The sequence below is a fragment of the Microbacterium sp. PI-1 genome (assembly GCF_004337555.1).
Lineage (GTDB): Bacteria > Actinomycetota > Actinomycetes > Actinomycetales > Microbacteriaceae > Microbacterium > Microbacterium aurugineum.
This window is the reverse complement of sequence record NZ_SJYZ01000012.1, coordinates 100221-124698: the sequence shown is the minus strand read 5'-3', so window position 1 is coordinate 124698 and position 24478 is coordinate 100221. Positions and strand designations below refer to the sequence as shown.

24 protein-coding genes are annotated in these 24478 nt (G+C 68.2%); 12 read left to right on the top strand and 12 right to left on the bottom strand.

The window, feature by feature from the left end:
• The first annotated feature begins 172 nt into the window (after positions 1 to 172).
• A complete protein-coding gene (locus E0W80_RS11930; protein ID WP_131492713.1) occupies positions 173 to 1006 on the top strand; it encodes a DUF559 domain-containing protein in 834 nt (277 codons plus the stop codon).
• Between the two features lie 158 nt (positions 1007 to 1164).
• Here E0W80_RS11930 and E0W80_RS11925 read toward each other — a convergent pair whose 3' ends face one another.
• Positions 1165 to 2655 (bottom strand): ATP-binding protein, encoded by a 1491-nt coding sequence (locus E0W80_RS11925; protein ID WP_131492711.1) that lies wholly within the window; start codon positions 2653 to 2655, stop codon positions 1165 to 1167.
• A gap of 26 nt (positions 2656 to 2681) precedes the next feature.
• On the bottom strand, positions 2682 to 3410 hold the full coding sequence (locus E0W80_RS11920) for a response regulator transcription factor (RefSeq protein ID WP_047523621.1): 729 nt from the start codon (positions 3408 to 3410) through the stop codon (positions 2682 to 2684).
• A gap of 102 nt (positions 3411 to 3512) precedes the next feature.
• Between E0W80_RS11920 and E0W80_RS11915 the strand changes: the two genes are divergently transcribed.
• On the top strand, positions 3513 to 4763 hold the full coding sequence (locus E0W80_RS11915) for an FAD-binding oxidoreductase (RefSeq protein ID WP_131492709.1): 1251 nt from the start codon (positions 3513 to 3515) through the stop codon (positions 4761 to 4763).
• A 50-nt stretch (positions 4764 to 4813) separates the two neighbouring features.
• On the opposite strand, the gene gndA is transcribed toward E0W80_RS11915, so the two are convergent.
• Positions 4814 to 6268 carry an NADP-dependent phosphogluconate dehydrogenase gene (gene gndA / locus E0W80_RS11910; RefSeq protein ID WP_131492707.1) on the bottom strand — a complete coding sequence of 485 codons (1455 nt, stop codon included), beginning with the start codon at positions 6266 to 6268 and terminating at the stop codon, positions 4814 to 4816.
• A 166-nt stretch (positions 6269 to 6434) separates the two neighbouring features.
• Here gndA and E0W80_RS11905 point away from each other — a divergent pair, with 166 nt between their 5' ends.
• Positions 6435 to 7493, top strand: a complete 1059-nt coding sequence (locus tag E0W80_RS11905; protein ID WP_131492705.1) for a D-2-hydroxyacid dehydrogenase — start codon at positions 6435 to 6437, stop codon at positions 7491 to 7493.
• Positions 7490 to 8020, top strand: a complete 531-nt coding sequence (locus tag E0W80_RS11900; RefSeq protein WP_131492703.1) for a gluconokinase — start codon at positions 7490 to 7492, stop codon at positions 8018 to 8020. The genes E0W80_RS11905 and E0W80_RS11900 overlap by 4 nt, the downstream gene beginning before the upstream one ends.
• On the opposite strand, the gene E0W80_RS19505 is transcribed toward E0W80_RS11900, so the two are convergent.
• The gene (locus E0W80_RS19505; protein ID WP_269406029.1) at positions 8005 to 8130 is read right to left on the bottom strand and encodes a hypothetical protein; all 126 of its coding nucleotides are present in this window, start codon (positions 8128 to 8130) and stop codon (positions 8005 to 8007) included. The two genes, E0W80_RS11900 and E0W80_RS19505, sit on opposite strands and share 16 nt — an antisense overlap.
• Before the next feature lie 221 nt (positions 8131 to 8351).
• Here E0W80_RS19505 and E0W80_RS11895 point away from each other — a divergent pair, with 221 nt between their 5' ends.
• Positions 8352 to 8960 (top strand): 50S ribosomal protein L25/general stress protein Ctc, encoded by a 609-nt coding sequence (locus E0W80_RS11895; RefSeq protein ID WP_131492701.1) that lies wholly within the window; start codon positions 8352 to 8354, stop codon positions 8958 to 8960.
• A 99-nt stretch (positions 8961 to 9059) separates the two neighbouring features.
• The gene (pth, locus tag E0W80_RS11890) at positions 9060 to 9641 is read left to right on the top strand and encodes an aminoacyl-tRNA hydrolase (protein ID WP_131492699.1); all 582 of its coding nucleotides are present in this window, start codon (positions 9060 to 9062) and stop codon (positions 9639 to 9641) included.
• A 27-nt stretch (positions 9642 to 9668) separates the two neighbouring features.
• Here the strand turns inward: pth and E0W80_RS11885 are convergent, their stop codons facing one another.
• Together E0W80_RS11885 and trpS are read right to left on the bottom strand one after the other, a co-directional pair.
• A complete protein-coding gene (locus tag E0W80_RS11885; protein WP_205802336.1) occupies positions 9669 to 10253 on the bottom strand; it encodes a hypothetical protein in 585 nt (194 codons plus the stop codon).
• Between the two features lie 20 nt (positions 10254 to 10273).
• On the bottom strand, positions 10274 to 11278 hold the full coding sequence (gene trpS / locus E0W80_RS11880) for a tryptophan--tRNA ligase (protein WP_131492698.1): 1005 nt from the start codon (positions 11276 to 11278) through the stop codon (positions 10274 to 10276).
• 45 nt (positions 11279 to 11323) lie between these two features.
• Between trpS and E0W80_RS11875 the strand changes: the two genes are divergently transcribed.
• The gene (locus tag E0W80_RS11875; RefSeq protein WP_081997046.1) at positions 11324 to 12025 is read left to right on the top strand and encodes a DUF4166 domain-containing protein; all 702 of its coding nucleotides are present in this window, start codon (positions 11324 to 11326) and stop codon (positions 12023 to 12025) included.
• On the opposite strand, the gene E0W80_RS11870 is transcribed toward E0W80_RS11875, so the two are convergent.
• The 6 genes from E0W80_RS11870 to sdhC form a co-directional block, all read right to left on the bottom strand.
• The gene (locus E0W80_RS11870) at positions 12019 to 12858 is read right to left on the bottom strand and encodes an exodeoxyribonuclease III (RefSeq protein ID WP_131492696.1); all 840 of its coding nucleotides are present in this window, start codon (positions 12856 to 12858) and stop codon (positions 12019 to 12021) included. The two genes, E0W80_RS11875 and E0W80_RS11870, sit on opposite strands and share 7 nt — an antisense overlap.
• Positions 12859 to 12867: 9 nt before the next feature.
• The gene (locus tag E0W80_RS11865; protein ID WP_131492694.1) at positions 12868 to 14082 is read right to left on the bottom strand and encodes a YihY/virulence factor BrkB family protein; all 1215 of its coding nucleotides are present in this window, start codon (positions 14080 to 14082) and stop codon (positions 12868 to 12870) included.
• A gap of 106 nt (positions 14083 to 14188) precedes the next feature.
• Positions 14189 to 14956, bottom strand: coding sequence for a succinate dehydrogenase iron-sulfur subunit (locus E0W80_RS11860; protein WP_047523608.1), 768 nt, complete (start codon positions 14954 to 14956; stop codon positions 14189 to 14191).
• Between the two features lie 2 nt (positions 14957 to 14958).
• Complete coding sequence (sdhA, locus tag E0W80_RS11855; protein WP_047523607.1) at positions 14959 to 16785, bottom strand: succinate dehydrogenase flavoprotein subunit; 1827 nt, start codon at positions 16783 to 16785, stop codon at positions 14959 to 14961.
• A gap of 18 nt (positions 16786 to 16803) precedes the next feature.
• Complete coding sequence (locus E0W80_RS11850) at positions 16804 to 17250, bottom strand: succinate dehydrogenase hydrophobic membrane anchor subunit (protein WP_047523606.1); 447 nt, start codon at positions 17248 to 17250, stop codon at positions 16804 to 16806.
• Positions 17250 to 17684 carry a succinate dehydrogenase, cytochrome b556 subunit gene (gene sdhC / locus E0W80_RS11845; protein ID WP_072591539.1) on the bottom strand — a complete coding sequence of 145 codons (435 nt, stop codon included), beginning with the start codon at positions 17682 to 17684 and terminating at the stop codon, positions 17250 to 17252. Before sdhC ends, E0W80_RS11850 begins: the two co-directional genes overlap by 1 nt.
• A gap of 180 nt (positions 17685 to 17864) precedes the next feature.
• Here sdhC and E0W80_RS11840 point away from each other — a divergent pair, with 180 nt between their 5' ends.
• The 5 genes from E0W80_RS11840 to E0W80_RS11820 all read left to right on the top strand — a co-directional run bounded on the left by E0W80_RS11840 (position 17865) and on the right by E0W80_RS11820 (position 24474).
• On the top strand, positions 17865 to 18980 hold the full coding sequence (locus tag E0W80_RS11840) for a mannose-1-phosphate guanylyltransferase (protein ID WP_131492692.1): 1116 nt from the start codon (positions 17865 to 17867) through the stop codon (positions 18978 to 18980).
• Positions 18981 to 19140: 160 nt separating this feature from the next.
• Entirely contained in the window at positions 19141 to 20253 is a 1113-nt protein-coding gene (locus E0W80_RS11835; protein WP_047523604.1) for a BMP family ABC transporter substrate-binding protein, read from the top strand.
• A 107-nt stretch (positions 20254 to 20360) separates the two neighbouring features.
• On the top strand, positions 20361 to 21875 hold the full coding sequence (locus E0W80_RS11830) for an ABC transporter ATP-binding protein (protein ID WP_047523603.1): 1515 nt from the start codon (positions 20361 to 20363) through the stop codon (positions 21873 to 21875).
• Entirely contained in the window at positions 21872 to 23191 is a 1320-nt protein-coding gene (locus tag E0W80_RS11825) for an ABC transporter permease (protein ID WP_047523602.1), read from the top strand. The genes E0W80_RS11830 and E0W80_RS11825 overlap by 4 nt, the downstream gene beginning before the upstream one ends.
• Entirely contained in the window at positions 23191 to 24474 is a 1284-nt protein-coding gene (locus E0W80_RS11820; RefSeq protein WP_131492735.1) for an ABC transporter permease, read from the top strand. The genes E0W80_RS11825 and E0W80_RS11820 overlap by 1 nt, the downstream gene beginning before the upstream one ends.
• The last annotated feature ends 4 nt before the right edge of the window (positions 24475 to 24478 follow it).

The following is a 24478-nucleotide window of genomic DNA, read 5'->3' as shown; positions in this document are numbered from 1 at the left end:
CGGGAGTTTGAACGGATGTCGGGCAATCTCCCGGTTTCGACCCGACGTCCGTGAAACCTCCCGGCAGGCGTGCGAGGCGTGTCTTCCTGCAGAACGCGAACGTGGTCGCCGTGTGTCCACAAACGGGCATTCCGGGCGTCGGAGGCGGCCGCAGCGAAGGCAGGATCGTCGAATGCTCAGAGCCGCAGCAGTGACCGCCCAGCACGGCGGAGTCGTCCGGGGAACCCTTCTTCAGCGCTACGGGATCACCCGTCGGATGCGGGCCGACGAGGTGCGGGCGGGCGCGCTCGTGCGGGTGAGACCGGGCGTGTTCGCCGTGCCGACCGCTGACCTGAGTCTGCAGGAGGCCGCGGCTCACGGCGGGGCGCTGACCTGCACGCACGCCCTGCGGTTGCACGGCATCTGGGTGCTGTCCGCGGACGGTCCCCCGCACGTGTGGCTCGGAGGGAACGGGCGTGTTCATCACGCGGACTGCGAGTGCGTCGGGCACTACGACGCCGGGCGGGCGGGAGTCGGCCTCGCACCGTTGGAGGAGGTGCTCATCCACGTGTACCGCTGCGCTGGCGATGAGGTGTTCTTCGCCGCGCTCGAGTCCGCGTTGACGCAGCGCAAGATCTCTTCCGCCGCGCGTCACCGCATCCGCCGCCGCCTGCCCGCTCGCGCCCACTGGCTCGTCGATCTGGCGCGGTCCGACGCCGACAGCGGCCTCGAGTCGCTCCTGAGGCTCCGACTGCATCTGAGCGGCATCACGCTGGAGTGCCAGGTGCGCATCCCCACCGTCGGCAAGGTCGACTTCGTCCTCGACGGCCTTCTGATCCTCGAGGCGGATGGGAAGGGCAATCATGAGGCCCCCGGGCACCGGCATCGGGATCTGGTGAGGGATGCTGCCGCCTCGGTCCTCGGCTACGAGACACTGCGGTTCGACTACGCGCAGATCGTGCACGCGTGGCCGACCGTCGAAGCAGCGGTGATCGCGGCCATCCTCCGTCTCCGGGGGCGTGACTGACCTGCGGACCATCCTTGTGCGCGTTCGTCGGGAGATCGGACGGATGTCGGGAGGAACGGTCCGCCCCGACCTGCTACCGTCCGATCTCCCGACAAACGCACGGGCAGACGGGACGGGAGGGGACGGGACGGGACGGGAGCCGCGCGGTCCGACGCGCCTCAGGCCTCGGAGGCCGCGCTCGCCGGCGTGGCCGGGATGCGGACCGTGAAGGTCGTGTCGCCCGGTTCGCTGGTGACGTCGATGGTGCCGTGGTGGCCTTCGACGATGGCCTTGACGATCGCGAGGCCGAGCCCGGTCCCGCCGGTCTGACGGGCTCGTGAGCTGTCACCGCGGGCGAAGCGAGCGAACAGCTCGTCGCGGATGGCGGGGTCGATGCCGGGGCCGTCGTCGTGGACCCGCAGCACCGCGTCCTCGCCGTCCTGCATGACGCTGAGCGTGACGGTCGTCCCTGCGGGGGTATGCGTGCGCGCATTCGCCAGGAGGTTGGCGACCACCTGGTGCATCCGCCCCGCGTCGCCCACGATGGTGACGGGCTCTTCGGGGACCTCGATCTGCCAGTGGTGGTCCACGGCCGTGGGACGCGCATCGGAGAGGCTTTCGAGGGCCAGCTGCGTGAGGTCCACCGTGCTGTAGACGAGCTCGCGTCCCTCATCGAGGCGCGCCAGCAGGAGCAGGTCCTCGACGAGTCGTGTCATCCGCAGCGACTGCGCCTGGATGCGCTCGAGGGAGGTCGTGGTGCTCTCGATCACCTCGGGGCGCTCAGCGCTCCGATCGGACTGATGCAGCGCGCGCAGCGACAGCTCCGAGTAGCCGCGGATGGAGGCGAGCGGTGTGCGCAGCTCATGACTGGCGTCGGCGACGAAGCGTCGCATCCGCTCTTCGTTCTTCTGCCTCGAGGCGAGCGAGCTGTTCACGTGATCGAGGAGCTTGTTCAGCGATGCCCCGACGAGTCCGGTCTCGGTGCGCGGATCGGCCTCGTATGAAGGAACACGTTCCGTGATGGTCACCTCACCGCGATCGAGCTGCTGGTTCGCGACCCGGGTCGCCGTCATCGCGACGGCACGGAGTGGTCGCAGTCCCACGCGGATGGTGACCGCCGTGGTCAACGCGAGCAGGATGAGACCGCCGATTGTCGCGAGGGCGATGACGGTGAGCAGCTGGGCGAGCTGATTCTGGATCTCGTCGCGGGGAAGACCCGTGACGACGCCGACGCCGCTCGCGGTGTTCAGTGCCATGATCCGGTAGGAGCCGAGATCGGAGATCGAGACCGTGGCCACCGAGGTGCCGTGCAGCGCCGCGGCGATCTCGGCTATCTGCGTCGCGTCGAGCGGCTGCAGTGTGCCCGTGAACTCGTCGCCGGGAGTGTTCGTCACGACGACTCCGGAGGCGCCGGTGAGGGGGCTGACCACGGCCAGCAGGAGCCCCGACTGCGGCACGTTCTGCCCCGACAGGATGTTGGACGCGGTCGCGTCGCTCGGGGAGAAATTGTGCGCCCATCGCGCGACCTGGTCCGCGGAGGCGCTCAGCTTCTGATCGAGCTGATCCTCCATGGTCTTCCCCAGGGTCGCGCTCGTGATGATGGCGACGATGATGAGGATCAGCGACACGAACCCGATCACGGCCGTCATCAGCCGCGTCTGCAGGCTCATCGGCCTCCTCCGCACCGCCGCAGAGCTCACTGCGGAGCCTTGATCATGTACCCCACGCCGCGGACGGTGTGCAGCAGGGGCGTGCGTCCGGCGTCGATCTTCTTGCGCAGGTACGAGATGTACAGCTCCACCACGGAGGACTTGCCCCCGAAGTCGTAGCTCCAGACCCGGTCGAGGATCTGGGCCTTCGACAGCACACGGCGCTCATTGCGCATCAGGTACCGCAGCAGCTCGAACTCGGTCGCGGTGAGCTCGATCTCGGTGCCGTCGCGGACGACCTCATGGCTGTCCTCGTTGAGGGTGAGGTCTGCGACGCGCAGGATCGACTGCCCGTCATCGGCGGTGGCGTGACCGGTGCGGCGGATGATCGCCCGGAGACGCGCGATGACCTCTTCGAGACTGAACGGTTTGGTGACGTAGTCGTCGCCGCCCGCCGTGAGCCCGGCGACGCGGTCGCCCACGGCATCCTTCGCGGTGAGGAACAGGACGGGGACGAGGTTCCCGGATTCGCGGAGCCGTCTCAGCACGGACATGCCGTCGAGATCCGGCATCATGATGTCGAGCACGAGCGCGTCGGGCTCGAACTCCCTGGCCACCTGCAGCGCCTCCATGCCGGAGGACGCGGTGCGCACCTCCCACCCCTCCATCCGCAGGGCCATCGCGAGCAGGTCGGTGAGCATCTGCTCGTCGTCGACGGCGAGGATCCGCAAGGGGGAGCCGTCGGGACGGCGCAGTTCGGGCAGGTCGCTGGTCATATCCCTATTCTGCGGAATCTCCTATGTGATTTCTATGGAGCGAGCTATGTGTTGCCTGAGAGCGGGAGATGCGATGTCGGCGGCGCTGACTACAGTGTCGGCATGGCCGACGACTCTGTTGCTCCTGTCCCTTCCGTCCACCGCCCCCGTACCGTCACCGAGGTCGCCGAGGTCGTGCGCCTGGCGTCCCGCGAGGCCGTACCTTTGACCGTGGTCTCGGGCGGGCACGGCCCGTGGTCTCACGGCCCTGCCGCGGGTGTCCGTCTCGAGCTCGGCGAACTGTCACAGGTCGAGGTCGACGGCTCCACCGTCCGCATCGGTGGCGGCGCGGTCTGGGGCGACGTCGCGACGGCTCTGGCCGCGCACGGTCTCGCCCTCAGCTCCGGCGACACCGCGTCGGTGGGAGTCGGCGGACTCACGCTCGGCGGAGGCATCGGATGGATGGCGCGCGCCTGGGGCCTCGCGGTCGATCAGCTCATCGGGGCTCAGGTCGTCACGGCGACGGGGGAGGTCGTCGAGGCTTCGGCGGATGCGCACCCCGATCTGTTCTGGGCTCTGCGCGGCGGCGGAGGGAACTTCGGCATCGTCACCCGCTTCGATTTCGCAGCCCACCCGCTGCCCGGCATCGCCTTCTCGGAGAGTCGCATCGATGGCGACGAGGCCGCCGTGCTGAAGGCCACCCGAGACCTGCTCCGTGACGCGCCTCGAGAACTCACGGTCACGTACATGGACGTCCCGCCGATGGATCCGAGCGCGCCGGCGGGTGCTCGTCTGAGCGCGGTGTGGGCCGCGCCGGAGCCCGACCGGCTGCGCGCCGTGATGGAACCGATCTCCGCCCTCGACGGAGTGCAGACCGAAGTCACGACGCCGGCATATCGGGAGGTGCTGCTGGAGATGCCGGCCCCCGAGGGCGAGGAGCCCGCCTCGCCTCCCGGATTCATCGGGGGCAACGGTCTCTACGCCGAACTCGACGACGCGCTCATCGCGCAGCTGGTGGCCTTCCGCCGTTCGTATCCGGCATCGGTCCTGTTCCTGCGGTCCCTGGGTGGGGCCATCCGCGACGTCGCGCAGGAAGACACGGCGTTCCCCGCCCGCGCGGCGAACTGGTTCGTCCTCGCCGGCGCTTTCGACATCCCCGGCCTGATCGATGACGAGACCCGTGCCGCGATCGACGCGGACTGGAGCGTGATCGAGCGGGGGCGTCTGGCCGAGTACGGCAACTTCGCCGACACCGAGAGGCCGCAGGCCGTCTCCGGCATGTTCTCGGAAGACGCCCTCGCTCGGTTGCGGGCCACGAAGGCCGCGTGGGACCCGCAGAACCTGTTCCACCGCAACCACAACATCACGGTGTGACGCACGAAGGGCCGGATACCTTGCGGTACCCGGCCCTTCGACGGCGAGCCTCAGTGCGTGTCTTCGGCTTCGATCTCGGTGCGGTCGCCCGACCACAGGGTGTGGAAGGTGCCCGGCTTGTCGATGCGCTTGTAGGTGTGCGCGCCGAAGAAGTCGCGCTGGCCCTGCACGAGGGCCGCGGGGAGGCGGTCGGCGCGGATGCCGTCGTAGTACGACAGCGACGACGAGAACGCCGGTGCGGGGATGCCCGCCTGGGCCGCGGTCACGACGACACGGCGCCACGACGCCTGGCCGCGCGCGAGCGCCTCGGCGAAGTACGGTGCGGTCATCAGCACCGGCAGATCGGGAGTCGCGGCGTAGGCATCGGCGATGCGGTTGAGGAACTGGGCGCGGATGATGCAGCCGCCACGCCAGATCTTCGAGATCGCGCCGAGGTCGATGTTCCAGCCGTACTCGGCCGCACCTGCGCGGATCTCGTCGAAGCCCTGCGAGTAGGCGACGATCTTCGACGCGTAGAGCGCCAGGCGCACGTCTTCGATGAACTGCTCGGTGTCCTCATCCGAGACCGTGAACTCCTCGTCGGGGCCGGGGAGTCCACCGGCGACGGCGCGCTGCTCGGGGTGTGAGGAGAGGGAGCGGGCGAACGTCGCTTCGGCGATGCCCGACACGGGAACGCCCAGGGACAGTGCGGTCTGCACGGTCCAGGCTCCGGTGCCCTTGGCCCCGGCCTGGTCGAGGATCACGTCGACGAGCGGCTTGCCGGTGGAAGCGTCGACCTGACGGAGCACCTCGGCGGTGATCTCGATCAGGTACGACTCCAGCTCGCCCTTGTTCCATTCGGCGAAGATCTCGGCGATCTCGGCGGGCGACTTGCCGGTGCCGCGACGGATGAGGTCGTAGGCCTCGGCGATGAGCTGCATATCGGCGTACTCGATGCCGTTGTGCACCATCTTGACGAAGTGGCCGGCACCGTCGTGTCCGATGTGCGTGACGCAGGGCTCACCCTCGGCGATCGCGGCGATCGACTTCAGGATCGGTCCGAGCGTGACCCAGGACTCGTCCGAGCCGCCGGGCATGATCGAGGGGCCGGTGAGTGCCCCTTCCTCGCCACCGGAGATGCCGGCGCCGACGAAGTTGATGCCGGTCTCGCGGACCGCCTTCTCCCGGCGGATGGTGTCGGGGAAGTAGGCGTTGCCGCCGTCGACGATGATGTCGCCGGGCTCGAAGACCTCGACCAGCGCGTCGATCACGGCATCGGTGGGGCCACCGGCCTTGACCATGATGATCGCGGTGCGCGGCTTCTGCAGTGAATCGGCGAACTCCTGGTAGGTGCGGGCCGGGACGAAGCCGGCCTCCGGGTGCTCGTCGAGGAGGGTCTGGGTCTTCTCGTAGCTGCGGTTGAAGATCGCCACGGTGTTGCCCTCGCGACTGGCGAGGTTGCGGGCGAGGTTCGATCCCATGACGGCGAGTCCGACGACTCCGATGTTCGCTGATGCTTCGGGCACAGAAGGCTCCTCGATCGTGAAGAAGGGGTGGATTCAGCGTATCGCTGTACGGGCGCTCTGCGCTCACCTGTGTCACGGTGCGAGACGTCTACGCTGGAGGCGAGATCGTGGTGCGTGCGCGGGAGGCTCTCACCTGGCCGCCGACGCCGCCGAGGAAAGGACCAGCGTGACGGGGATCGAGAAAGAGCTGCGCGCGGTCGTGGCGGTGCCGCTGCCGGAGGACCTGTGCCGACTGATCGAGGAGATCGAGCCCCGCGTCGAAGTGATCAGCGATCACGCACTCCTGCCGCCGATGCGCGGTCCCGCCGACTGGTCCGGAGATCCGGAGTACACGCGCACGCCGAGCCAGCAGCAGGCGTTCGACGAGCTGGTCGATTCCGCCGATGCGCTCTTCGGAATCCCCGACGTCGACGCGGAGGCACTGGCGAGGACCGTGACGGCGAACACGCGCCTGCGCTGGGTCATGACGACTGCCGCGGGCGGCGGTGCCACCGTGAAGGCCGCCGGTCTCGACCGGGACGCGCTCGATCGCGTCGTCTTCACCACGAGCGCCGGCGTGCACGGTGGCCCGCTCGCGGAGTTCGCGGTGTTCGGCGTGATGGCCGGAGCGAAGAATCTCCCGCGCCTTCTCGCCGACCAGGGGACGCGCACCTGGCCGGACCGCTGGGAGATGCGTCAGCTCGACGAGATGATCGTGCTGGTGGTCGGGCTCGGCGGCATTGGTACGGAGTGCGCGCGGCGCTTCCACGGGCTCGGCGCGCGGGTCTGGGGGACGACACGGTCCGGTGAGCCGGTGGCGGGCGTGGATCGCCTGGTGCGGATGGAGGAACTGACCGAAGCGGTGGCCCAGGTGGACGCGATCGTCGTCACGCTCCCGGGAACCGCTCAGACCCACCATCTGATCGGTGCCGAGGTGCTCGCCGCCGTGAAGCCGGGGGCGATCATCGCCAACGTCGGGCGCGGCTCCGTCATCGACGAGGACGCACTGCTCGGAGCCCTCGACGACGGTCGCATCGCCTTCGCCGCCCTCGACGTCTTCGAGCAGGAGCCGCTGGACGCGACGTCTGCGCTGTGGACGCACCCGAAGGTGCTCGTGAGCCCGCACACCGCCGCCCTCAGCGCGAAAGAAGAGGAGCGGATCGCGCGACGCTTCGCGGAGAACGCCGGGCGCCTGCTCGACGGCCGACCGCTGATGTCGGTGGTCGACACGGAGGAGTTCTATTGAGCGGGAGCCTGCGCATCGTCGTGATGGGCCCCAGCGGCTCGGGGAAGTCGACGGTGGGCGCGTTCCTCGCTCAGACGCTCGGCGCACGGTTCGTCGATGGCGACGATCTGCATCCGGAGGCGAACGTCCGCAAGATGGCGGCGGGAATCGCGCTGGATGACAATGACCGTCTGCCGTGGCTTCGCCTCGTCGGAGAGACACTGCGTGGCGAGGAGCGGATCGTCGTCGCGTGCTCGGCCCTCCGGCGTGCCTATCGCGACCGCATCAGAGAAGAGGCGCCCGACGCTTTCTTCGCGGAGCTCACGATCGCACGCGCGGTGCTCGAGGAGCGCATGCGGCTGCGTACCGACCACTTCATGCCCGCGGCGCTCCTGGACTCCCAGCTCGCGGCGTTCGAATCCCTCGAAGCCGATGAGGGTGGAATCCGCGTCGATGAGTCGGCGGATGTGCGAACGGCCTCGGCCGCCATCGCGGCAGCCGTGCAGAGGGGAGAAGGGCCTGCGCCCCGCGCTCAGTCCTTGCGGTAGCTCGAGCGTCCCATGGAGAAGAGGGCGCCCAGGCTGCCCACGACGGCGCACACGGTCATGGCGCCGATCAGCCAGAGGAGTGCGTGCGAAAGGAAGGCGCCGTCGAGCATGGGGTTCTCCGTGTTCTGCAGAAAAGGACCGGTGTCCTCAGCCTATCGGGTCATCCGGTACCATTGAGGCTGTACCTCGGCGAGGGATGCTTCTGCGCGTGCGCGATCATCCGTTATCGACGCGGCGAAGCAAGCCCGGTGGCTTTCCTCCTGCGTCAGCGAGTTCGAATATCCAAGACCACCGCGCGGCGCCTTCGCTGCGTGTCCCGAAGGAGAACCCCATGTCTGAAGACACCAAGGTCCAGGCCGAGCTCCGCGAGAGCTTCGGCAAGGGCTTCGCCCGCCGCCTCCGCGCCGCCGGCAAGATCCCCGCCGTCATCTACGGTCACGGCACCGAGCCCGTGCACGTCGCCCTTCCCGGCCACCAGGTCTCGCTCATCATCCGTCGCGCCAACGCGCTGCTGGAGCTCGACATCGAGGGCAAGAGCCAGCTCACCTTGGTCAAGGACGTCCAGCGCGACCCGGTGCACCAGATCATCGAGCACATCGACCTGCTCGTCGTGAAGAAGGGCGAGAAGGTCGCGATCGACGTTCCGATCATCGTCACGGGTGAGTCGGCTGCCGGCACCATCGTCAACCTCGACGCGACCACGCTGTCGATCGAGGCCGAGGCCACGCACATCCCGCAGAACATCGAGGTCTCGGTCGAGGGCCTGGAAGAGGGCGCGCACATCACCGCCGCCGACGTGAAGCTCCCCAAGGGCTCCACGCTGCTCTCCGACCCCGAGGTCCTCGTGGTCGCCGTCTCCGTTCCCGCGGCTCCGTCCGAGGACGAGTCCGCGGAGGAGACCGACGCTGCCGAGGAGACCGAAGAGGCCGCCGCGGAGTGATCTCCGACTGATTCATCACAGAGGGGACGCGATCCGATCGCGTCCCCTCTGTCGTATCCTGACCCGGGGCCCGCACCCGGGTATCGAGAGGACGAGGACATGGCATCCACCTGGCTCGTGGTCGGACTCGGCAATCCCGGGCCGCGATACGAGACGACCCGGCACAACATCGGCCAGATGGTCGTGGACGAGCTCGCGGCGCGGCGCGGCGAGACCTTCCGCGAGCACAAGGGCGGAGCGCGGGTCGTCGAGACCTGGCTGCGCCCCGGTGCGGACAAGCTGGTGCTCGCCAAGCCGAACACCTTCATGAACGTCTCGGGCACGCCCGTGGCCGCGTTGGTGCGGTTCTACTCCGTTCCCCCCGAGCAGGTCGTCGTGGTGCACGATGAACTCGACATCCCCTTCGACACGGTGAAGCTCAAGACCGGGGGCGGGCATGGCGGACACAACGGCGTTCGCGATGTGGCGCGCGCTCTGGGCACCGCCGACTTCCCGCGCGTGCGAGTGGGCATCGGGCGCCCGGTCGGGCGTCAGGATCCCGCGGACTGGGTGCTGGCGCCGTTCGGGAAGGACGAGCGGCCGAACCTGCCGATCCTCATCGCGGACGCCGCTGACGCGGTCGAACTGCTCGTGGGCGAAGGTCTGCTCGCGGCGCAGCAGAAGCACCACGCGCCGCGCTGACACCTTCAGACCGCGCGGAGGCCCGGGTCAGGACGTATACGTGGTGAAGCCTGCAGCGCTCCCGGCCGCGAGGGCCGTGACCAGCACGATGAAGAACAGGACCACGCCCACCACGGCGACCACGAGGGCCGCGATTCCGGCGCCCCTGCCCTTCTTCTTGGCGATCGCGATGATGCCGAGCACGATCGCGGCGATGCCCAGGATCGTTCCGAGCCAGAAGGACAGCTCGGCCCACAGCACCTGATCCCGGGCGGGGGACAGCAGGCTGAGATCGTCGGACGTCGTGGTCGTGACGCCTTGCGGAAGGACGCGTCCGATCTCGAAGGCGCTGATCCCCACCAGGATCGCGGGCACGACCGCGGCGACGAGCGAGAGGACCAGGGCGACGACGCCGAGGACGGCGGACGGGCGCGGCGCGGTCGCGGGGACGGCGTACGTCCCCGCGGGTGCGGCATAGCCTCCGACGGGCACCTGGTAGGCCCCAGGAGGCGCTGCCGGATACCCGGAAGGCGCCGGATACCCGGAAGGCGCCGGATATGCGGACGGTGCCGGGGACGCGGCGGGAGCCGGGTACGCGGGCGGTACCGGAGGTGGCAGCTGTGGATCAGTCACGACCCCATCCTAGGCGCGGCTCAGACGCGGCGGAGCAGCCCCACGCGGTCGTAGACGTCCGACAGGGTGGCATCGGCGACGGCATCGGCGCGGCTGGCGTTCTCCGCCAGGATGCGGTCGAGTTCCGCCGGATCGTCGAGCAGCTCGAGTGCACGCGCGCGCACCGGCTCGAACTCCTCGACGACGACGTCGGCGAGGCCCTTCTTGAAGTCTCCGTAGCCGCGACCGGCGTACTCGTCTTCGATCGATGCGACCTGACGCCCGCTGAGTGCGGCATAGATCGTGAGCAGGTTCGAGACGCCCGGCTTGTTCTCCCGGTCGAAGCGCACGGAGCCCTCGTTGTCGGTGACCGCACGCATGATCTTCTTCGCCGATTTCGCGGGGTCGTCGAGCATCCACAGCACACCGGCATCGCTCTCCGCCGACTTCGACATCTTCGCCGTCGGATTCTGCAGATCGTAGATGCGGGCGGTCTCCTTCTGGATGACCGGCATCGGCACCGTGAACGTCGCGCCGAAGCGGGAGTTGAAGCGCTCGGCCAGATCGCGCGTGAGCTCGACGTGCTGCTTCTGGTCGTCGCCGACCGGAACGACGTCGGTCTGGTAGAGCAGGATGTCGGCTGCCATCAGCACCGGGTAGGTGAAGAGCCCGACGCTCGTCGCATCGGCGCCGTAGCGGGTCGACTTGTCCTTGAACTGGGTCATCCGGCCGGCCTCGCCGAAACCGGTGATCGTGCTGAGGATCCAGGCGAGCTCGGCGTGGGCGCGCACGTGCGACTGCACATACAGGGTGGACAGCGAGGGCTCGATGCCTGCCGCGATGTACTGTGCAGCGGTGCGGCGCGTCTTCTCGCGGAGCTCGGCCGGGTCCTGGGCGACCGTGAGGGCGTGCAGGTCGACCACCGAGAAGTAGGCGTCGTAGGAGGTCTGCAGATCTCGCCACTGGAGCAGCGCGCCGATGTAGTTGCCGATCTGGAGGGAGTCGGCGGAGGGCTGCATTCCGGAGTAAAGGCGAGGTTTCGTCACAGGATCAATCCTATGGGGTGCGTGCCCTGCGCCTACGATGGCCGCATGGCCTCTCCTTCTCCTCCCGCGCGGTCGACAGGAAGAGGTGCCGTGCCCTTCGCAGGGGCGAACGCGCGAGGCGCGGCGTTTCTCGAGGCGTTGGGGGAGGACGCGCAGCGGCTCCATCCCGAGCTCCTCGCGCAGATGAGGGTCGAAGCGACTCACGACAGCGCGGAGGGCCTGTTCGAGGTCGCGGGCAGCAAGTTCGGACGCCTTGCCGGTCTCGCCTCGCCGGTGGTCGGGCCGGGGCTGCTCGTGACACGGTTCGCCCGCGACGTGCCGTTCCGCATCGAGACGGTGTCAGGTCGGTCGCACGGCGGACGCGCAACGCTCGACACCGTCCGCGAGTTCCGTTTCCCCGGCGCGACACAGCACGTCGTGGATCGGCTCTTCGCGACCGGGCGTCCCGGCATCGTGCAGAACGCCTTGGGGGCCCGCGGCCGCGTGCAGATGCTCGAGCAGTGCTCGGTCACGGGCGACGGCGCGCTGCGCATGAACACGCGCGCCGTCGCACTGCGGGTGGGAGGACACCGGATCGCACTTCGTGGAATCCTGCGGATCGATGTCGAACTCGTCGACGGGTGGGACGAGGCTCACCGTCGACGCACGATCGACATGCGCGCGACGAGCCCCGTTCTCGGCACGGTCCTGGAGTATCACGGGTGGTACCGCTACGCAGGCGGTACCGCGTCAGGCTCGGATCAGTAGCGGTAGTCGACCACGACGGGCGCATGGTCGCTCCACCGCTGGTCGTAGGCTGCGGCGCGCGCGACGTGGTAGGTCTCGACCCGCTCCGCGAGCGCCGGCGTCGCCAGGTGGTAGTCGATGCGCCACCCGGAGTCGTTGTCGAACGCCTGTCCGCGCATGGACCACCAGGTGTACGGGCCGTCGACCTCGCCGTGGAACTTCCGTCCGACGTCGACCCAGCCGAGACCCGTGCCCACGGTGCCGTCGACGCCGGTGACCTCGGTTCCCGCCTCACCGAGGAATCGGTCGAAGTAGGCGCGCTCCCGGGGGAGGAATCCGGCCTTCTTGCGGTTGCCGCGCCAGTTCTTGATGTCGAGCTCACGGTGTCCGACGTTGAGGTCTCCCGTCACGAGCGCGAGTGCTCCGTCGGTGCCGAGCTCACCGAGCCGGGTGCCGAAGGCATCGAGGAACTTCCACTTCTCCTCCTGCTTGGGGGTGTCGGCCTCGCCCGAATGGACGTACGCGCTGACCACCGTGAGCGGACGGTCGCCGATCAGGAAGTCGGCTTCGATCCAGCGGCCCTTGGAGTCGAAATCCTCCGGGCCGAACGCGGTGCGCGAAGCCACAGCCGGAACGCGGCTCGCGATCGCGACCCCGGCACGGCCCTTCGCCGTCGCCTCGTCGTGCACGAACGACCAGCCGGGGAGAGCGGCTTCGATGTGCTCGTCTTGTCCGCGGACCTCCTGGAGCGTGAGGATGTCGACACCGGCGTCGTCCAGCCACCCGCTCATCCCGTTGCGAGCCGCCGCTCGGATCCCGTTGACATTGACCGTGGCGATACGCAGATGAGGCATGCTCCCAGCCTAACGAGAGCCGCCGACATCCCTTCCCGACCGGTTCAGCTCCGCCAGCAGACGCTGCGCGAGCGGCGTCGTCGCTGCCGCGGGTGGGGGAGGGGACGCTTCGAGGTCGGCGAGTTCCTCCTCGGCGTCGCGCACGGCCCGATTCGCCACCCAGGCGCGGTACCAGGGCGCCTGGGTGCGGGCCGCGTGCGCTTCCCGCACCCGGATGCGCGCCGCCGTCAGCAGGGTCTGATACTCCGCGATCCGACGTTCGGCCTCGGTCTCCTGCAGGAGCGGGAGATCGTGGTCCTGCGCGGAGACCGCGATCCAGGAGGAGGCCACCAGCATGACGACCCCGTTCACGCGGAACCACAGCAGCAGACCGATGAAGATGGCGAACGTGGCCAGCAGCGGATTGGAGGGCGTGTAGCTCAGCAGGAATCCCGCCCCGTACTGGAGGATGGTCATCGCGCCACCGCCGAGGAGCGCGCCCGGCCAGATCGTGCGCCAGCGCAGCGACGTTCCGGTCAGGAAACGCACCATCGCCGCCAGCGCGGATGACATGAGCGCGAAGGACACGATGACCGTGCCGATGCGGATGCCGAGGTTGAGGCCGTCCGATCCGGAGTCCCAGCCGAGGAGGCTGAGCAGCCAGCTCAGCACCGCGGCGCTGGCCGAGCTGAGGAGCGAGCCGACGATCAGGGAGATGCCGAAGATCAGCGCAGCCAGCAGGTCGCGCGCCTTCAGGATCACGTAGCTGCGGCGGTCCGGTGGTAGCCCGAAGATGTCCCTGGTCGCGCGGCGGGAGAAGGTCACCCAGCCGATCGCCGTCCAGATCACGGTGCCGAGGGCGATCAGACCCGTGATGCTCAGCACTCCGGTGGTGCTCGCCGCGATCTCCTGCACCTGCTCGGGGGTGACGACACCGCCCTGTCCCTCGGGGAGGATCAGGTTCGGGATGTAGCTGTTGATCATGGCGATCAGGCCGTTGACCGCGTCCTCGCTGCCGCCGAGCCAGAGGCCGGCGATCGCGAAGGCGAGATAGATCGCCGCGAAGATGGCGAACAGCGCCTGGTAGCTCACGCCCGCCGCGAGGAGGAAGCCGTTGTGCTGCAGGAAGTGGCGCCAGACCCGCACGGGGAACAGCGCGAGCGTGCGCTGGGTCAGCGCAGTGGCGCGTTCGACGGCCGCATCGAGGCGACCGGGCTCGGACGCGGCGTCAACGGGTTCAGACACATCCCCACCCTATCCAAGCGTGTGGGGCGGGAGAGAGGCGCTGACGCGAGAACAGGCGGTCCCCGGAAGGGAACCGCCTGTTCTCGAAGGAGTCTGAATCAGCGCGTCAGGGCTGCCCGCGGAGGATCGCCTGCTTGACCTCGGCGATCGCCTTGGTGACCTCGATGCCGCGGGGGCACGCCTCGGAGCAGTTGAAGGTCGTGCGGCAGCGCCAGACGCCCTCCTTGTCGTTGAGGATGTCGAGGCGCACAGCGGCGTTGTCATCGCGCGAGTCGAAGATGAACCGGTGGGCGTTCACGATCGCTGCGGGGCCGAAGTACTGCCCGTCGGTCCAGAACACGGGGCACGACGAGGTGCACGCGGCGCACAGGATGCACTTGGTGGTGTCGTCGAAGATCTCGCGATCGGCGATGGACTGGACGCGCTCCTTGCCCTTCTCGGGCACCGAGCTGGCGACCAGGAACGGCTGGACCTCGCGGTACGACGCGAAGAACGGCTCCATGTCGACGACGAGGTCCTTCTCCAGCGGCAGACCCTTGATGGCCTCGACGTAGATCGGCTTCGAGATGTCGAGGTCCTTGATCAGCGTCTTGCAGGCGAGGCGGTTGCGGCCGTTGATGCGCATGGCATCGGAGCCGCAGATGCCGTGCGCGCAGGAGCGGCGGAAGGTCAGCGAGCCGTCGACCTCCCACTTGATCTTGTGCAGGGCGTCGAGCACGCGGTCGGTGGAGTACAGCTCCACGTCGTAGTCGACCCAGTGCGGCTCGGCGTCGACCTCGGGGTCGAACCTGCGGATGTTGAAGGTGACGATGAAGGACTGGATGGCCGTCTCTTCGGTCGTGTCGGCAGGTGCTTCTGCGATGGCAGTCGACATGCTCAGTACTTCCTCTCCATCGGCGGGTAGTTGAACTCGCCCTGCTCGTTCTTCGTGAACACCACCGGCTTCCAGTCGAGCTTGATGTGATCGCTCGGCGTGGAGGAGTGCGGGTCGCCGGTCAGGTACGCCATGGTGTGCTTCATGTACTTGTCGTCGTTGCGCTTCGGGAAGTCGTCGCGCATGTGGCCGCCGCGGCTCTCCTCGCGGTTCTGTGCGGCGTAGACGACGACCTCGGCGATGTCGAGCAGGAAGCCGAGCTCCACGGCCTCGAGGAGGTCGGTGTTGAAACGCTTGCCCTTGTCGTCGACGTGCACGTTCTTGTACCGCTCGCGCAGCTCGGCGATGACACCGAGCACGTGCTGGAGGGACTCGTGCGTGCGGAAGACCTGCGCGCCCTTGTCCATCTCGTCCTGGAGCGTCTTGCGGAGTACGGCGATGCGCTCGGTGCCCTGGTTGTTGCGCAGATCCTCGAGCATGCCCGAGACGAATCCCGCGGGGTTCTCGGGGAGCGGCACGAACTCGGCGGTCTTGACGTACTCGACCGCGTTGCGACCCGCACGCTTGCCGAACACGTTGATGTCGAGCAGCGAGTTGGTGCCGAGGCGGTTGGCGCCGTGGACCGAGACGCACGCGCATTCGCCGGCCGCGTAGAGACCGGGGACGACGGTGGTGTTGTCCGCGAGGACCTCGCCGTCGTTGTTCGTCGGGATGCCGCCCATGGCGTAGTGGGCGGTCGGCATGACGGGCACCGGCTCGACGACCGGGTCGACGCCCAGGTACGTGCGGGCGAACTCGGTGATGTCGGGCAGCTTGGTCTCGAGGACCTCGGCGCCCAGGTGCGTGCAGTCGAGCAGCACGTAGTCCTTGTGGGGGCCGGCGCCACGGCCGTCCAGGACCTCCTGCACCATGCAGCGTGCGACGATGTCACGAGGAGCGAGGTCCTTGATGGTGGGGGCGTAGCGCTCCATGAAGCGCTCGCCCGAGGCGTTGCGCAGGATCGCACCCTCTCCTCGTGCGCCCTCGGTGAGGAGGATGCCGAGGCCGGCGAGACCGGTCGGGTGGAACTGGAAGAACTCGAGGTCCTCGAGGGGGAGGCCCTTGCGCCAGACGATGCCGACGCCGTCGCCCGTGAGGGTGTGCGCGTTGGAGGTCGTCTTGAAGATCTTGCCGAACCCGCCGGTCGCGAAGATGACGGCCTTGGCCTGGAAAACGTGCAGCTCGCCGGTCGCCAGGTCGTAGGAGACGACTCCCGCGACCTGGGTGTTCCCGTCGGCGTCCTTCACCGTCAGCAGGTCGAGCACGTAGAACTCGTTGAAGAAGTTGATGCCGAGCTTGACGCAGTTCTGGAACAGCGTCTGCAGGATCATGTGGCCCGTGCGGTCTGCGGCGTAGCAGGCGCGGCGGACCGGGGTCTTGCCGTGCTCGGCCGTGTGTCCGCCGAAGCGTCGCTGGTCGATCTTGCCCTCGGGCGTGCGGTTGAAGGGGAGACCCATGTTCTCGAGGTCGATGACCGCGTCGATGGCCTCCTTCGCGAGGATCTCCGCGGCATCCTGGTCGACGAGGTAGTCGCCGCCCTTGACGGTGTCGAAGGTGTGCCACTCCCAGGAGTCCTCTTCGACGTTGGCGAGCGCCGCGGCCATACCGCCCTGCGCTGCACCGGTGTGCGAACGCGTGGGGTACAGCTTGGAGATCACCGCGGTCTTCGCGCCGGGTCCGGCCTCGATGGCCGCACGCATCCCGGCGCCGCCGGCGCCGACGATCACGATGTCGAACTGGTGGTAGTGCACGCCGTCACGGACGACGGAATCCTGCGTCTCGGTAGTCACTTCTTCTTAGCCTTCTTCTCAGTTCCCGACCAGTGCGGCGCACTCGGACCACAGGACGCTGTCCTCGGTCACTCCCAGGCACGGGTCGAACGTGAAGACCACGAGCGTGCCGAGGATGATGAGCAGACCGGCGGCGAGGCCGAGCGCCCAGGTGAGGGCCTTACGAGCGGTGGTGTTCGTGACGTAGTCGTTCACGATCGTGCGCATGCCGTTCGCGCCGTGGATGAGCGCGAGCCACAGCATCAGGACGTCCCACCACTGCCAGAACGGCGTGGCGAACTTGCCGGCGATGAACGCGAAATCGAGGGCGTGGATGCCCTCGCCGAGCATGAGGTTGACGAAGAGGTGGCCGAAGATCAGGACGACGAGCACGATGCCCGACGCGCGCATGAAGACCCAGCCCCACTTCTCGAGGTTCACTCCGCGGCGACGGCGCACCGGGGCGGCGACGGTCTGTGCAGACATCAGTGTCCTCCTCCGAACCCGGCGAATGCGAGCATCAGGTGGCGGGGCACGAAGCCGGCCATGATGATGCCCCACACCAGCAGCACGCCCCAGAAGAGCTGGCGCTGGTACTTCGCACCCTTCGACCAGAAGTCGACGGCGATGATGCGCAGCCCGTTCATGGCGTGGAAGACGATGCCCGCGACGAGCACGACCTCACCGAGCGCCATGATGGGGTTCTTGTACGTGCCGATGACGGCGTTGTACGCCTCCGGCGACACCCTGATGAGTGCCGTGTCGAGCACGTGCACCAAAAGGAAGAAGAAGATGGCGACTCCGGTGATGCGGTGAAGCACCCACGACCACATGCCTTCGCGTCCCCGATAGAGGGTGCCGCGGGGGGTCTTTGACGTGGTTTCCGAAATCGACGGTGTCAAGCGCGCGCTCGTGGACACGGTCGTCCTCCCTGATCGATGTGCGTCGGTCGCGTGCGCTGCTCTCGTTCAAGTGTGTGCTCGTCGAAGTGGCAGGCACGCCCGATCGCTGTCCATCCTATTCCTGTCCGAACACGGGGAGCGACGAAGGCGAGCCTAAGTGTCCGCAACGGCTCAGGAGGCCGCGGGTACCCTGGCAGGGTGAGTGAGACCATCGAGGATTTCTATGCCGTCATTCCCGCCGGCGGCATCGGCAGTCGGCTGTGGCCGCTTTCCCGCGCGGATGCGCCGAAGTTCCTGCACGACCTGACAGGATCCGGGCACTCCCTGCTCCGCGACACCTGGGATCGCCTGGAGCCGCTCACCGGGCCGGACCGGATCGCCGTCGTCACCGGACGCGCCCATCGCGCTGCGGTCGAGGCGGAGCTGCCGGGCATCGCCGATCTGAACGTCTTCCTGGAGTCGGAGCCGCGGGAGTCGGCGGCGGCGATCGGACTGGCTGCCGCGATCCTGCATCGCCGCGAGCCCGACGTGATCGTCGGGTCGTTCAGCGCGGATCACGTGATCCGCAGCACCCGGGTGTTCGAGTTCGCCGTCCGCGACGCCGTCGAGGTCGCCCGCGAAGGCTACATCTGCACGATCGGCATCACACCGACAGAACCCGCGATCGGCTTCGGCTACATCAAGAAGGGCCCGGAGCTCGTGGTCGAGGGCGCCAGGGAGGCCGCGCTCGTGGAGAGCTTCGTCGAGAAGCCCGACCTGGACACGGCAAAGGCGTACCTGGCGGACAGGGGCTACCTCTGGAACGCCGGCATGTTCATCGCGAAGGCGAGCGTGCTGCTCGACGAGATCGCGGCGAACGAGCCGGAACTGCATGCCGGCCTGCTCGAGCTCGCCGAGGCCTGGGACGATCGCGATCGGCGCGGACCCGCGGTGGATCGAATCTGGCCGCGCCTCAAGAAGATCGCGATCGACTACGCCGTCGCCGAGCCGGCCGCTCGCCGAGGACACCTCGCGGTCGTCCCCGGGCACTTCGACTGGGACGACGTCGGCGACTTCGCCTCGCTGACCAAGCTCATCAACAACGGACGCAAGAACGACCTCGCCGTCCTGGGGCCGAACGCACGTGTGCTCACGGACGGGGCGAGCGGGATCCTGGTCAGTCAGACGTCGCGGGTGATCAGCCTGGTGGGTGTCCAGGACATCGTCGTGGTCGACACCCCCGACGCCTTGCTCGTCACCACGGTCGAGCATGCCCAGCGGGTGAAGGGCGTCGTCGAGTCACTCAAGCTCACCGGCCGGGGGGACGTGCTCTGAGGCGTGCGCCGATGAGCACGATCCCACGCTCATCCGGTGGGTTGATTTCAGCTTTGTAACCTTTGGCCAGCACATGCGGGGCGAGCGTGTGCAAAAGCTGAAACAGTAGGTAACTTTGATCGATCCGCGATGGCCGCGGGTTCGTTGAGGGAGGCATCAGTTGACCATCTCCACCACCAAGAAGCTGCTCGGCGCGACGGTCGCCGCGGGCGTCATCTTCGCACTCGCCGGCTGCGGCCAGGCCCCGACCGACAGCGGGTCGGGTTCCGAGAAGCCGGTTGACTCCGACTTCCTCCCGTGCCTCATCTCCGACGCCGGCGGATGGAACGACAAGTCGTTCAACCAGTCCGCGAAGGAAGGCATGGACGCCGCCGCCGAAGAGCTGGACATCAAGCCGCTCGAGTTCGAGTCGGCGAACGACAACGACTACGCGCCCAACCTCGAGACCGCGGTCTCCGAGGGCTGCTCGCTCATCGTCTCGGTCGGCTTCAAGCTGTCGGCTGCGACCGTCGAGTCCGCCCTCGCGAACCCCGAGATCGACTACGCGATCATCGACGACTGGGCCGACAACGACTTCGACGGCAACGTCGACGCCCCGAACATCAAGCCGCTGGTCTTCGACACGGCTCAGGCCGCCTACCTCGGTGGCTACGCCTCGGCCGCCTGGTCGGCGCAGAGCGGCGTGAACAAGGTCGGCACCTTCGGCGGGATGCAGATCCCGTCCGTCGCCGTGTTCATGGACGGCTACCAGCTCGGTGTCGAGAAGTACAATGAGGACAAGTCCGCTTCGGTCCAGGTCTTCGGTTGGGACGCCGCGACGCAGAAGGGCTCGTTCACGGGCGGCTTCGACGCGAACGACACGGCCAAGCAGACCGCTCAGGGCGTGCTCGACCAGGGCGTCGACGTGATCCTGCCCGTCGGTGGCCCGGTCTACCAGAGCGCGGCAGCGGCGATCGCCGACAGCGGCAAGGACACGCTGATGCTCGGTGTCGACAGCGACCTGGCCGTGGCTGACCCGAGCGTCGCCGACATCACCCTGGTCTCGATCATGAAGGCGATCGACGTCGCCGTGAAGGACGCGACCATCGCGGCCGCCGCCGGCGACTTCGACCCGGCCCCGTACGTGGGAACGCTCGAGAACGAGGGAGTGAAGCTCTCCGGCTTCGGTGACTTCGAGTCCCAGCTGCCCGACGGGCTCCTCGACGAGCTCGCCGAGCTGCAGAAGCAGATCATCGCGGGCGACATCACGGTGGAGTCCGAGAACTCCCCGTAAGTCGTCGCAGGTCCAGCACGGGGCGAGTGGTGAGCAGGCTGCCACTCGCCCCGTGCCGTGGACGGACGATGATTCTCCTGGATGACTCTTCTGGATAAGGTGCAGATATGAAGCTCGAACTTCGCGGCATCACCAAGCGATTCGGCAGCCTCGTGGCGAACGACCACATCGACCTGGTGGTCGAACCCGGCGAGATCCACGCGCTGCTCGGCGAGAACGGCGCGGGCAAGTCCACGCTCATGAACGTCCTCTACGGCCTGTATCAGGCGGATGAGGGCGAGATCCTCCTCGATGACGAGGTGCAGCGCTTCCGCGGACCCGGTGACGCGATGGCGGCGGGGATCGGCATGGTCCACCAGCACTTCATGCTCGTTCCCGTCTTCACGGTCGCCGAGAACGTCATGCTCGGCCACGAGCAGACCAAAGCCCTCGGCACGCTCGACATCGCGAAGGCGCGAGAGCACGTGCGGTCGGTCGCGGCCCGCTTCGGATTCGACATCGACCCGGACGCGCTCGTGGGTGACCTTCCCGTCGGAGTGCAGCAGCGCGTCGAGATCATCAAGGCGCTCTCGCGCGATGCGAAGGTGCTCGTGTTCGACGAGCCGACCGCCGTGCTGACGCCGCAGGAGACCGACGAGCTGATGAACATCATGCGTCAGCTCCGCGACGAGGGCACGGCGATCGTGTTCATCACGCACAAGCTGCGCGAGGTGCGCGAGGTCGCCGACAAGATCACCATCGTCCGGCTCGGACGCGTCGTGGGTGAGGCATCGCCCACCGCGACCAACGCCGAACTCGCCTCCCTCATGGTGGGCAGGGCCGTCGAGCTCACGGTCCAGAAGGATCCGCCGCGCCTCGGCGAAGGAGGTCTCGAGGTCTCGGGACTGCGCATCCTCACGCCCACCGGCGCGATCGTCGTCGACGGCATCGATTTCTCCGTCCGCCCGGGCGAGGTCCTCGCGATCGCGGGTGTCCAGGGCAACGGCCAGACGGAACTGGTGGAGGCCATCGTCGGCCTCGCCGCCCGCGTGGAAGGCAGCATCTCCCTCGACGGCAAGGAGCTCGTCGGCCGGAGCGTGCGTGCGATCCTCGACGCGGGGGTCGGGTTCGTGCCGGAGGACCGCACGGAGGACGGCCTGGTCGCCGGCTTCTCCGTCGCCGAGAACCTCATCCTGGACCGCTCGGACGATCCGGCGTTCAGTCGCGCGGGCACGCTCCGCCGCGCCGCGCTCGACGAGTTCGCCCGTGCGCGCATCACCGAGTACGACATCCGCACCCAGGGGCCCGAGACGGCAGCAGGCACGTTGTCGGGCGGAAACCAGCAGAAAGTCGTCATCGCCCGTGAGATGAGCCGCGACCTGCGGCTGCTCGTCGCCGCGCAGCCGACCCGCGGCGTCGACGTCGGCTCGATCGAATTCATCCACAAACGGATCATCGAGACGCGGGATGCCGGCATTCCGGTGATCGTCGTCTCCACGGAGCTCGACGAGGTCGCGGCTCTGGCCGACCGGATCGCGGTCATGTACCGCGGCACGATCGTCGGCATCGTCCCCGGCGACACGCCCCGGGAGACGCTCGGACTCATGATGGCCGGAGCGGCCGAAGGGGAGGTGGCCGCGTGAGCGGAGCGACACCCGGCGCAGGAGATGTGACCAAGGGCATCCCGCCGCAGGAGCTCGCGACGAGCACCGGCACGGTTCCGCGCGACCCGTCCGACGTGCCCCCGCCTCCGCGCGGCAACGTCATCCTCAAGGAGATCCTCCGCGGCAACGCCGTGACGACGATCCTCGCGATCGTGCTGGCGCTCATCGTCGGCGGCATCCTCATCGCCGTCACCAACGAAGACGTGCAGGCGGCCTCGGTCTACTTCTTCGCCCAGCCCGGTGACACCTTCGTCGCCGCCTGGAACGCCGTGTACAACGGCTACGAGGCGCTGTTCCGCGGAGCGATCTTCAACGCGAGGGGTGCCGACTTCGCGGCGCAGATCCGGCCGCTGACCAACACCCTCGGCTTCGCCGCCCCGCTCATCGCCGCAGGTCTCGGCGTCGCTCTGGCGTTCCGCGTCGGGCTGTTCAACATCGGTGCCCGCGGTCAGATGCTCATCGGCGTCGCCGTCGCGGCCCTGTTCACGTTCTCGCTCGACCTGCCGATCTGGCTGCACATCCCGGTCACCCTCATCGCCGGTATCGCGGGCGGTGCGCTCTGGGGTGCGATCGCAGGACTCATCAAGGCGCGCACCGGTGCGCACGAGGTGATCCTGACGATCATGCTCAACTACATCGCGTACTACCTGCTGCTGTGGATGATCCGCACGCCGGGCCTGCTGCAGAAGCCGGGCACGAACCAGGCGCTCGGCTCGGCGACGCCCGAGAGCGCGCAGTTCCCGACGCTGCTGGGGCCGCAGTTCCCGCTGCTGGACCTCGGCTTCGTGATCGTGATCGTGGCGACGCTCTTCGTCTGGTGGCTCATCGAGCGCTCCTCGCTCGGCATGCGCATGCGCGCCGTGGGGGAGAACCCGCATGCCGCGCGCGCCGCGGGTATCAGCGTGCAGCGCGTCTACGTGTACGCGATGCTGTTCGCCGGGGGGCTCGCGGGCCTCGCCGGGATGAACCAGATCCAGGGGGCGGTCACGACGGGCGTCACCGAGACCATCGACGCCGGCATCGGGTTCGACGCGATCACGGTCGCGCTCCTGGGCCGCAGCCGCGCGTGGGGCACGTTCGCGGCCGGCATCCTGTTCGGCGCGCTCAAGGCGGGCTCGTTCTCGATGCAGGCGCAGGACATCCCGGTCGACATCGTCCTCGTCGTGCAGTCGCTCGTGGTGCTGTTCATCGCTGCGCCGCCGCTGCTGCGCTCGGTGTTCTTCCTGCCGAAGACCGATGCGGAGAAGGCCGCCAAGGCGAGAGCCAAGGCTGCGAAGAAGGCGGTGGCCGCATGATGTCCCTCACTCAGACCGTGTCCGCAGGCGGCGCCGTCCAGCTCGAGACCGTCAAGGAGCGGCACCTCAAGGCGCCGATCGTCCTCGCCGTCGCCACCGCGCTGCTGGCCCTGCTGTTCCTCACCGTGCCGCGCGACGGCATCAGCACGTTCCGGCTCTCGGACCCTTCGGCGGCGCTCGGCCTCCCGGATGTCGCCTTGCCCACGGCATCGACCTTCTGGGTCGTGTTCGGCATCCTGGTGGTTCTGACGGTCGGGGCGTTCCTCCGAGCCTGGATCTACCGGCCGCCGTCCCTCTGGCTGGTCATCGCCTACAGCGTGCTCGCCGTGTTCGCGTTCCTCGTCTGGGCGTCCGCCGGGGGACTGGTCCCCGTCACGAGCCTGCTGTTCGGAGCGGTGTCCCTGTCGGTGCCGCTCGTGTTCGGTGCGTTGGGCGGGGTGATCGGCGAACGTGCCGGCGTCGTCAACGTGGCGATCGAAGGACAGCTGCTCCTCGGGGCGTTCTCCGCCGCGCTGCTCTCCAGCATCACCGGCAACCCGTTCGTCGGGCTGATCGGCGCGATGGTCGGTGGCGTCCTGGTGGCCAGCGTGCTCGCCGCGTTCGCCATCAAGTACCTCGTCGAGCAGGTGATCGTCGGTGTGGTGCTGAACGTGCTCGTCACGGGTCTCACCGGATTCCTCTACGGCGCGCTCCTCGCGCCGAACGAGGAGGCGCTGAACACGCCGGTGCGGTTCCCCCGAGTGGAGATCCCGCTGCTGAGCGACATCCCGATCATCGGACCCGTGCTGTTCAACCAGACCTTCATCGGATACCTGATGTTCGTGACCGTCGCCGTCGTCGCGTGGGGGCTGTACCGCACGCGGTGGGGCCTGCGCGTCCGCGCCGTGGGAGAGCACCCGCAGGCGGCTGACACCGTCGGCATCAAGGTGAACCCGACCCGCTTCTGGAACGTGCTGCTGGCCGGCGCGATCGCCGGCATGGGTGGCGCGTACTTCACCCTCGTCTCGGTGCCGCAGTTCGGTAAGGAGATGACGGCGGGTCTCGGCTTCATCGCCCTGGCGGCCGTGATCTTCGGGCGCTGGGATCCCATCCGTGCGACGCTCGCGGCCCTGCTGTTCGGTTTCGCCACGAACCTGCAGAACCTGCTCTCGATCCTGAAAACGCCGATCCCCGGCGAGTTCATGCTCATGCTGCCGTACGTTGTGACTCTGCTCGCGGTCGCCGGGTTCGCCGGACAGATCAAGGCCCCTGCCGCCGACGGCAAGCCGTACATCAAGTCCTAGCCCT

Excerpts from the sequence above, each read along its gene's own strand:
- E0W80_RS11860 (WP_047523608.1), bottom strand. The coding sequence starts at position 14,956 with ATGTCGACTGCCATCGCAGAAGCACCTGCCGACACGACCGAAGAGACG.
- E0W80_RS11830 (WP_047523603.1), top strand. The coding sequence starts at position 20,361 with ATGAAGCTCGAACTTCGCGGCATCACCAAGCGATTCGGCAGCCTCGTG.
- E0W80_RS11820 (WP_131492735.1), top strand. The coding sequence starts at position 23,191 with ATGTCCCTCACTCAGACCGTGTCCGCAGGCGGCGCCGTCCAGCTCGAG.
- E0W80_RS11920 (WP_047523621.1), bottom strand. The coding sequence starts at position 3,410 with ATGACCAGCGACCTGCCCGAACTGCGCCGTCCCGACGGCTCCCCCTTG.
- E0W80_RS11870 (WP_131492696.1), bottom strand. The coding sequence starts at position 12,858 with ATGCCTCATCTGCGTATCGCCACGGTCAATGTCAACGGGATCCGAGCG.
- E0W80_RS11850 (WP_047523606.1), bottom strand. The coding sequence starts at position 17,250 with ATGTCTGCACAGACCGTCGCCGCCCCGGTGCGCCGTCGCCGCGGAGTG.
- pth (WP_131492699.1), top strand. The coding sequence starts at position 9,060 with ATGGCATCCACCTGGCTCGTGGTCGGACTCGGCAATCCCGGGCCGCGA.
- E0W80_RS11895 (WP_131492701.1), top strand. The coding sequence starts at position 8,352 with ATGTCTGAAGACACCAAGGTCCAGGCCGAGCTCCGCGAGAGCTTCGGC.
- E0W80_RS11915 (WP_131492709.1), top strand. The coding sequence starts at position 3,513 with ATGGCCGACGACTCTGTTGCTCCTGTCCCTTCCGTCCACCGCCCCCGT.
- E0W80_RS19505 (WP_269406029.1), bottom strand. The coding sequence starts at position 8,130 with ATGCTCGACGGCGCCTTCCTTTCGCACGCACTCCTCTGGCTGATCGGC.
- E0W80_RS11925 (WP_131492711.1), bottom strand. The coding sequence starts at position 2,655 with ATGAGCCTGCAGACGCGGCTGATGACGGCCGTGATCGGGTTCGTGTCG.
- E0W80_RS11930 (WP_131492713.1), top strand. The coding sequence starts at position 173 with ATGCTCAGAGCCGCAGCAGTGACCGCCCAGCACGGCGGAGTCGTCCGG.
- E0W80_RS11875 (WP_081997046.1), top strand. The coding sequence starts at position 11,324 with ATGGCCTCTCCTTCTCCTCCCGCGCGGTCGACAGGAAGAGGTGCCGTG.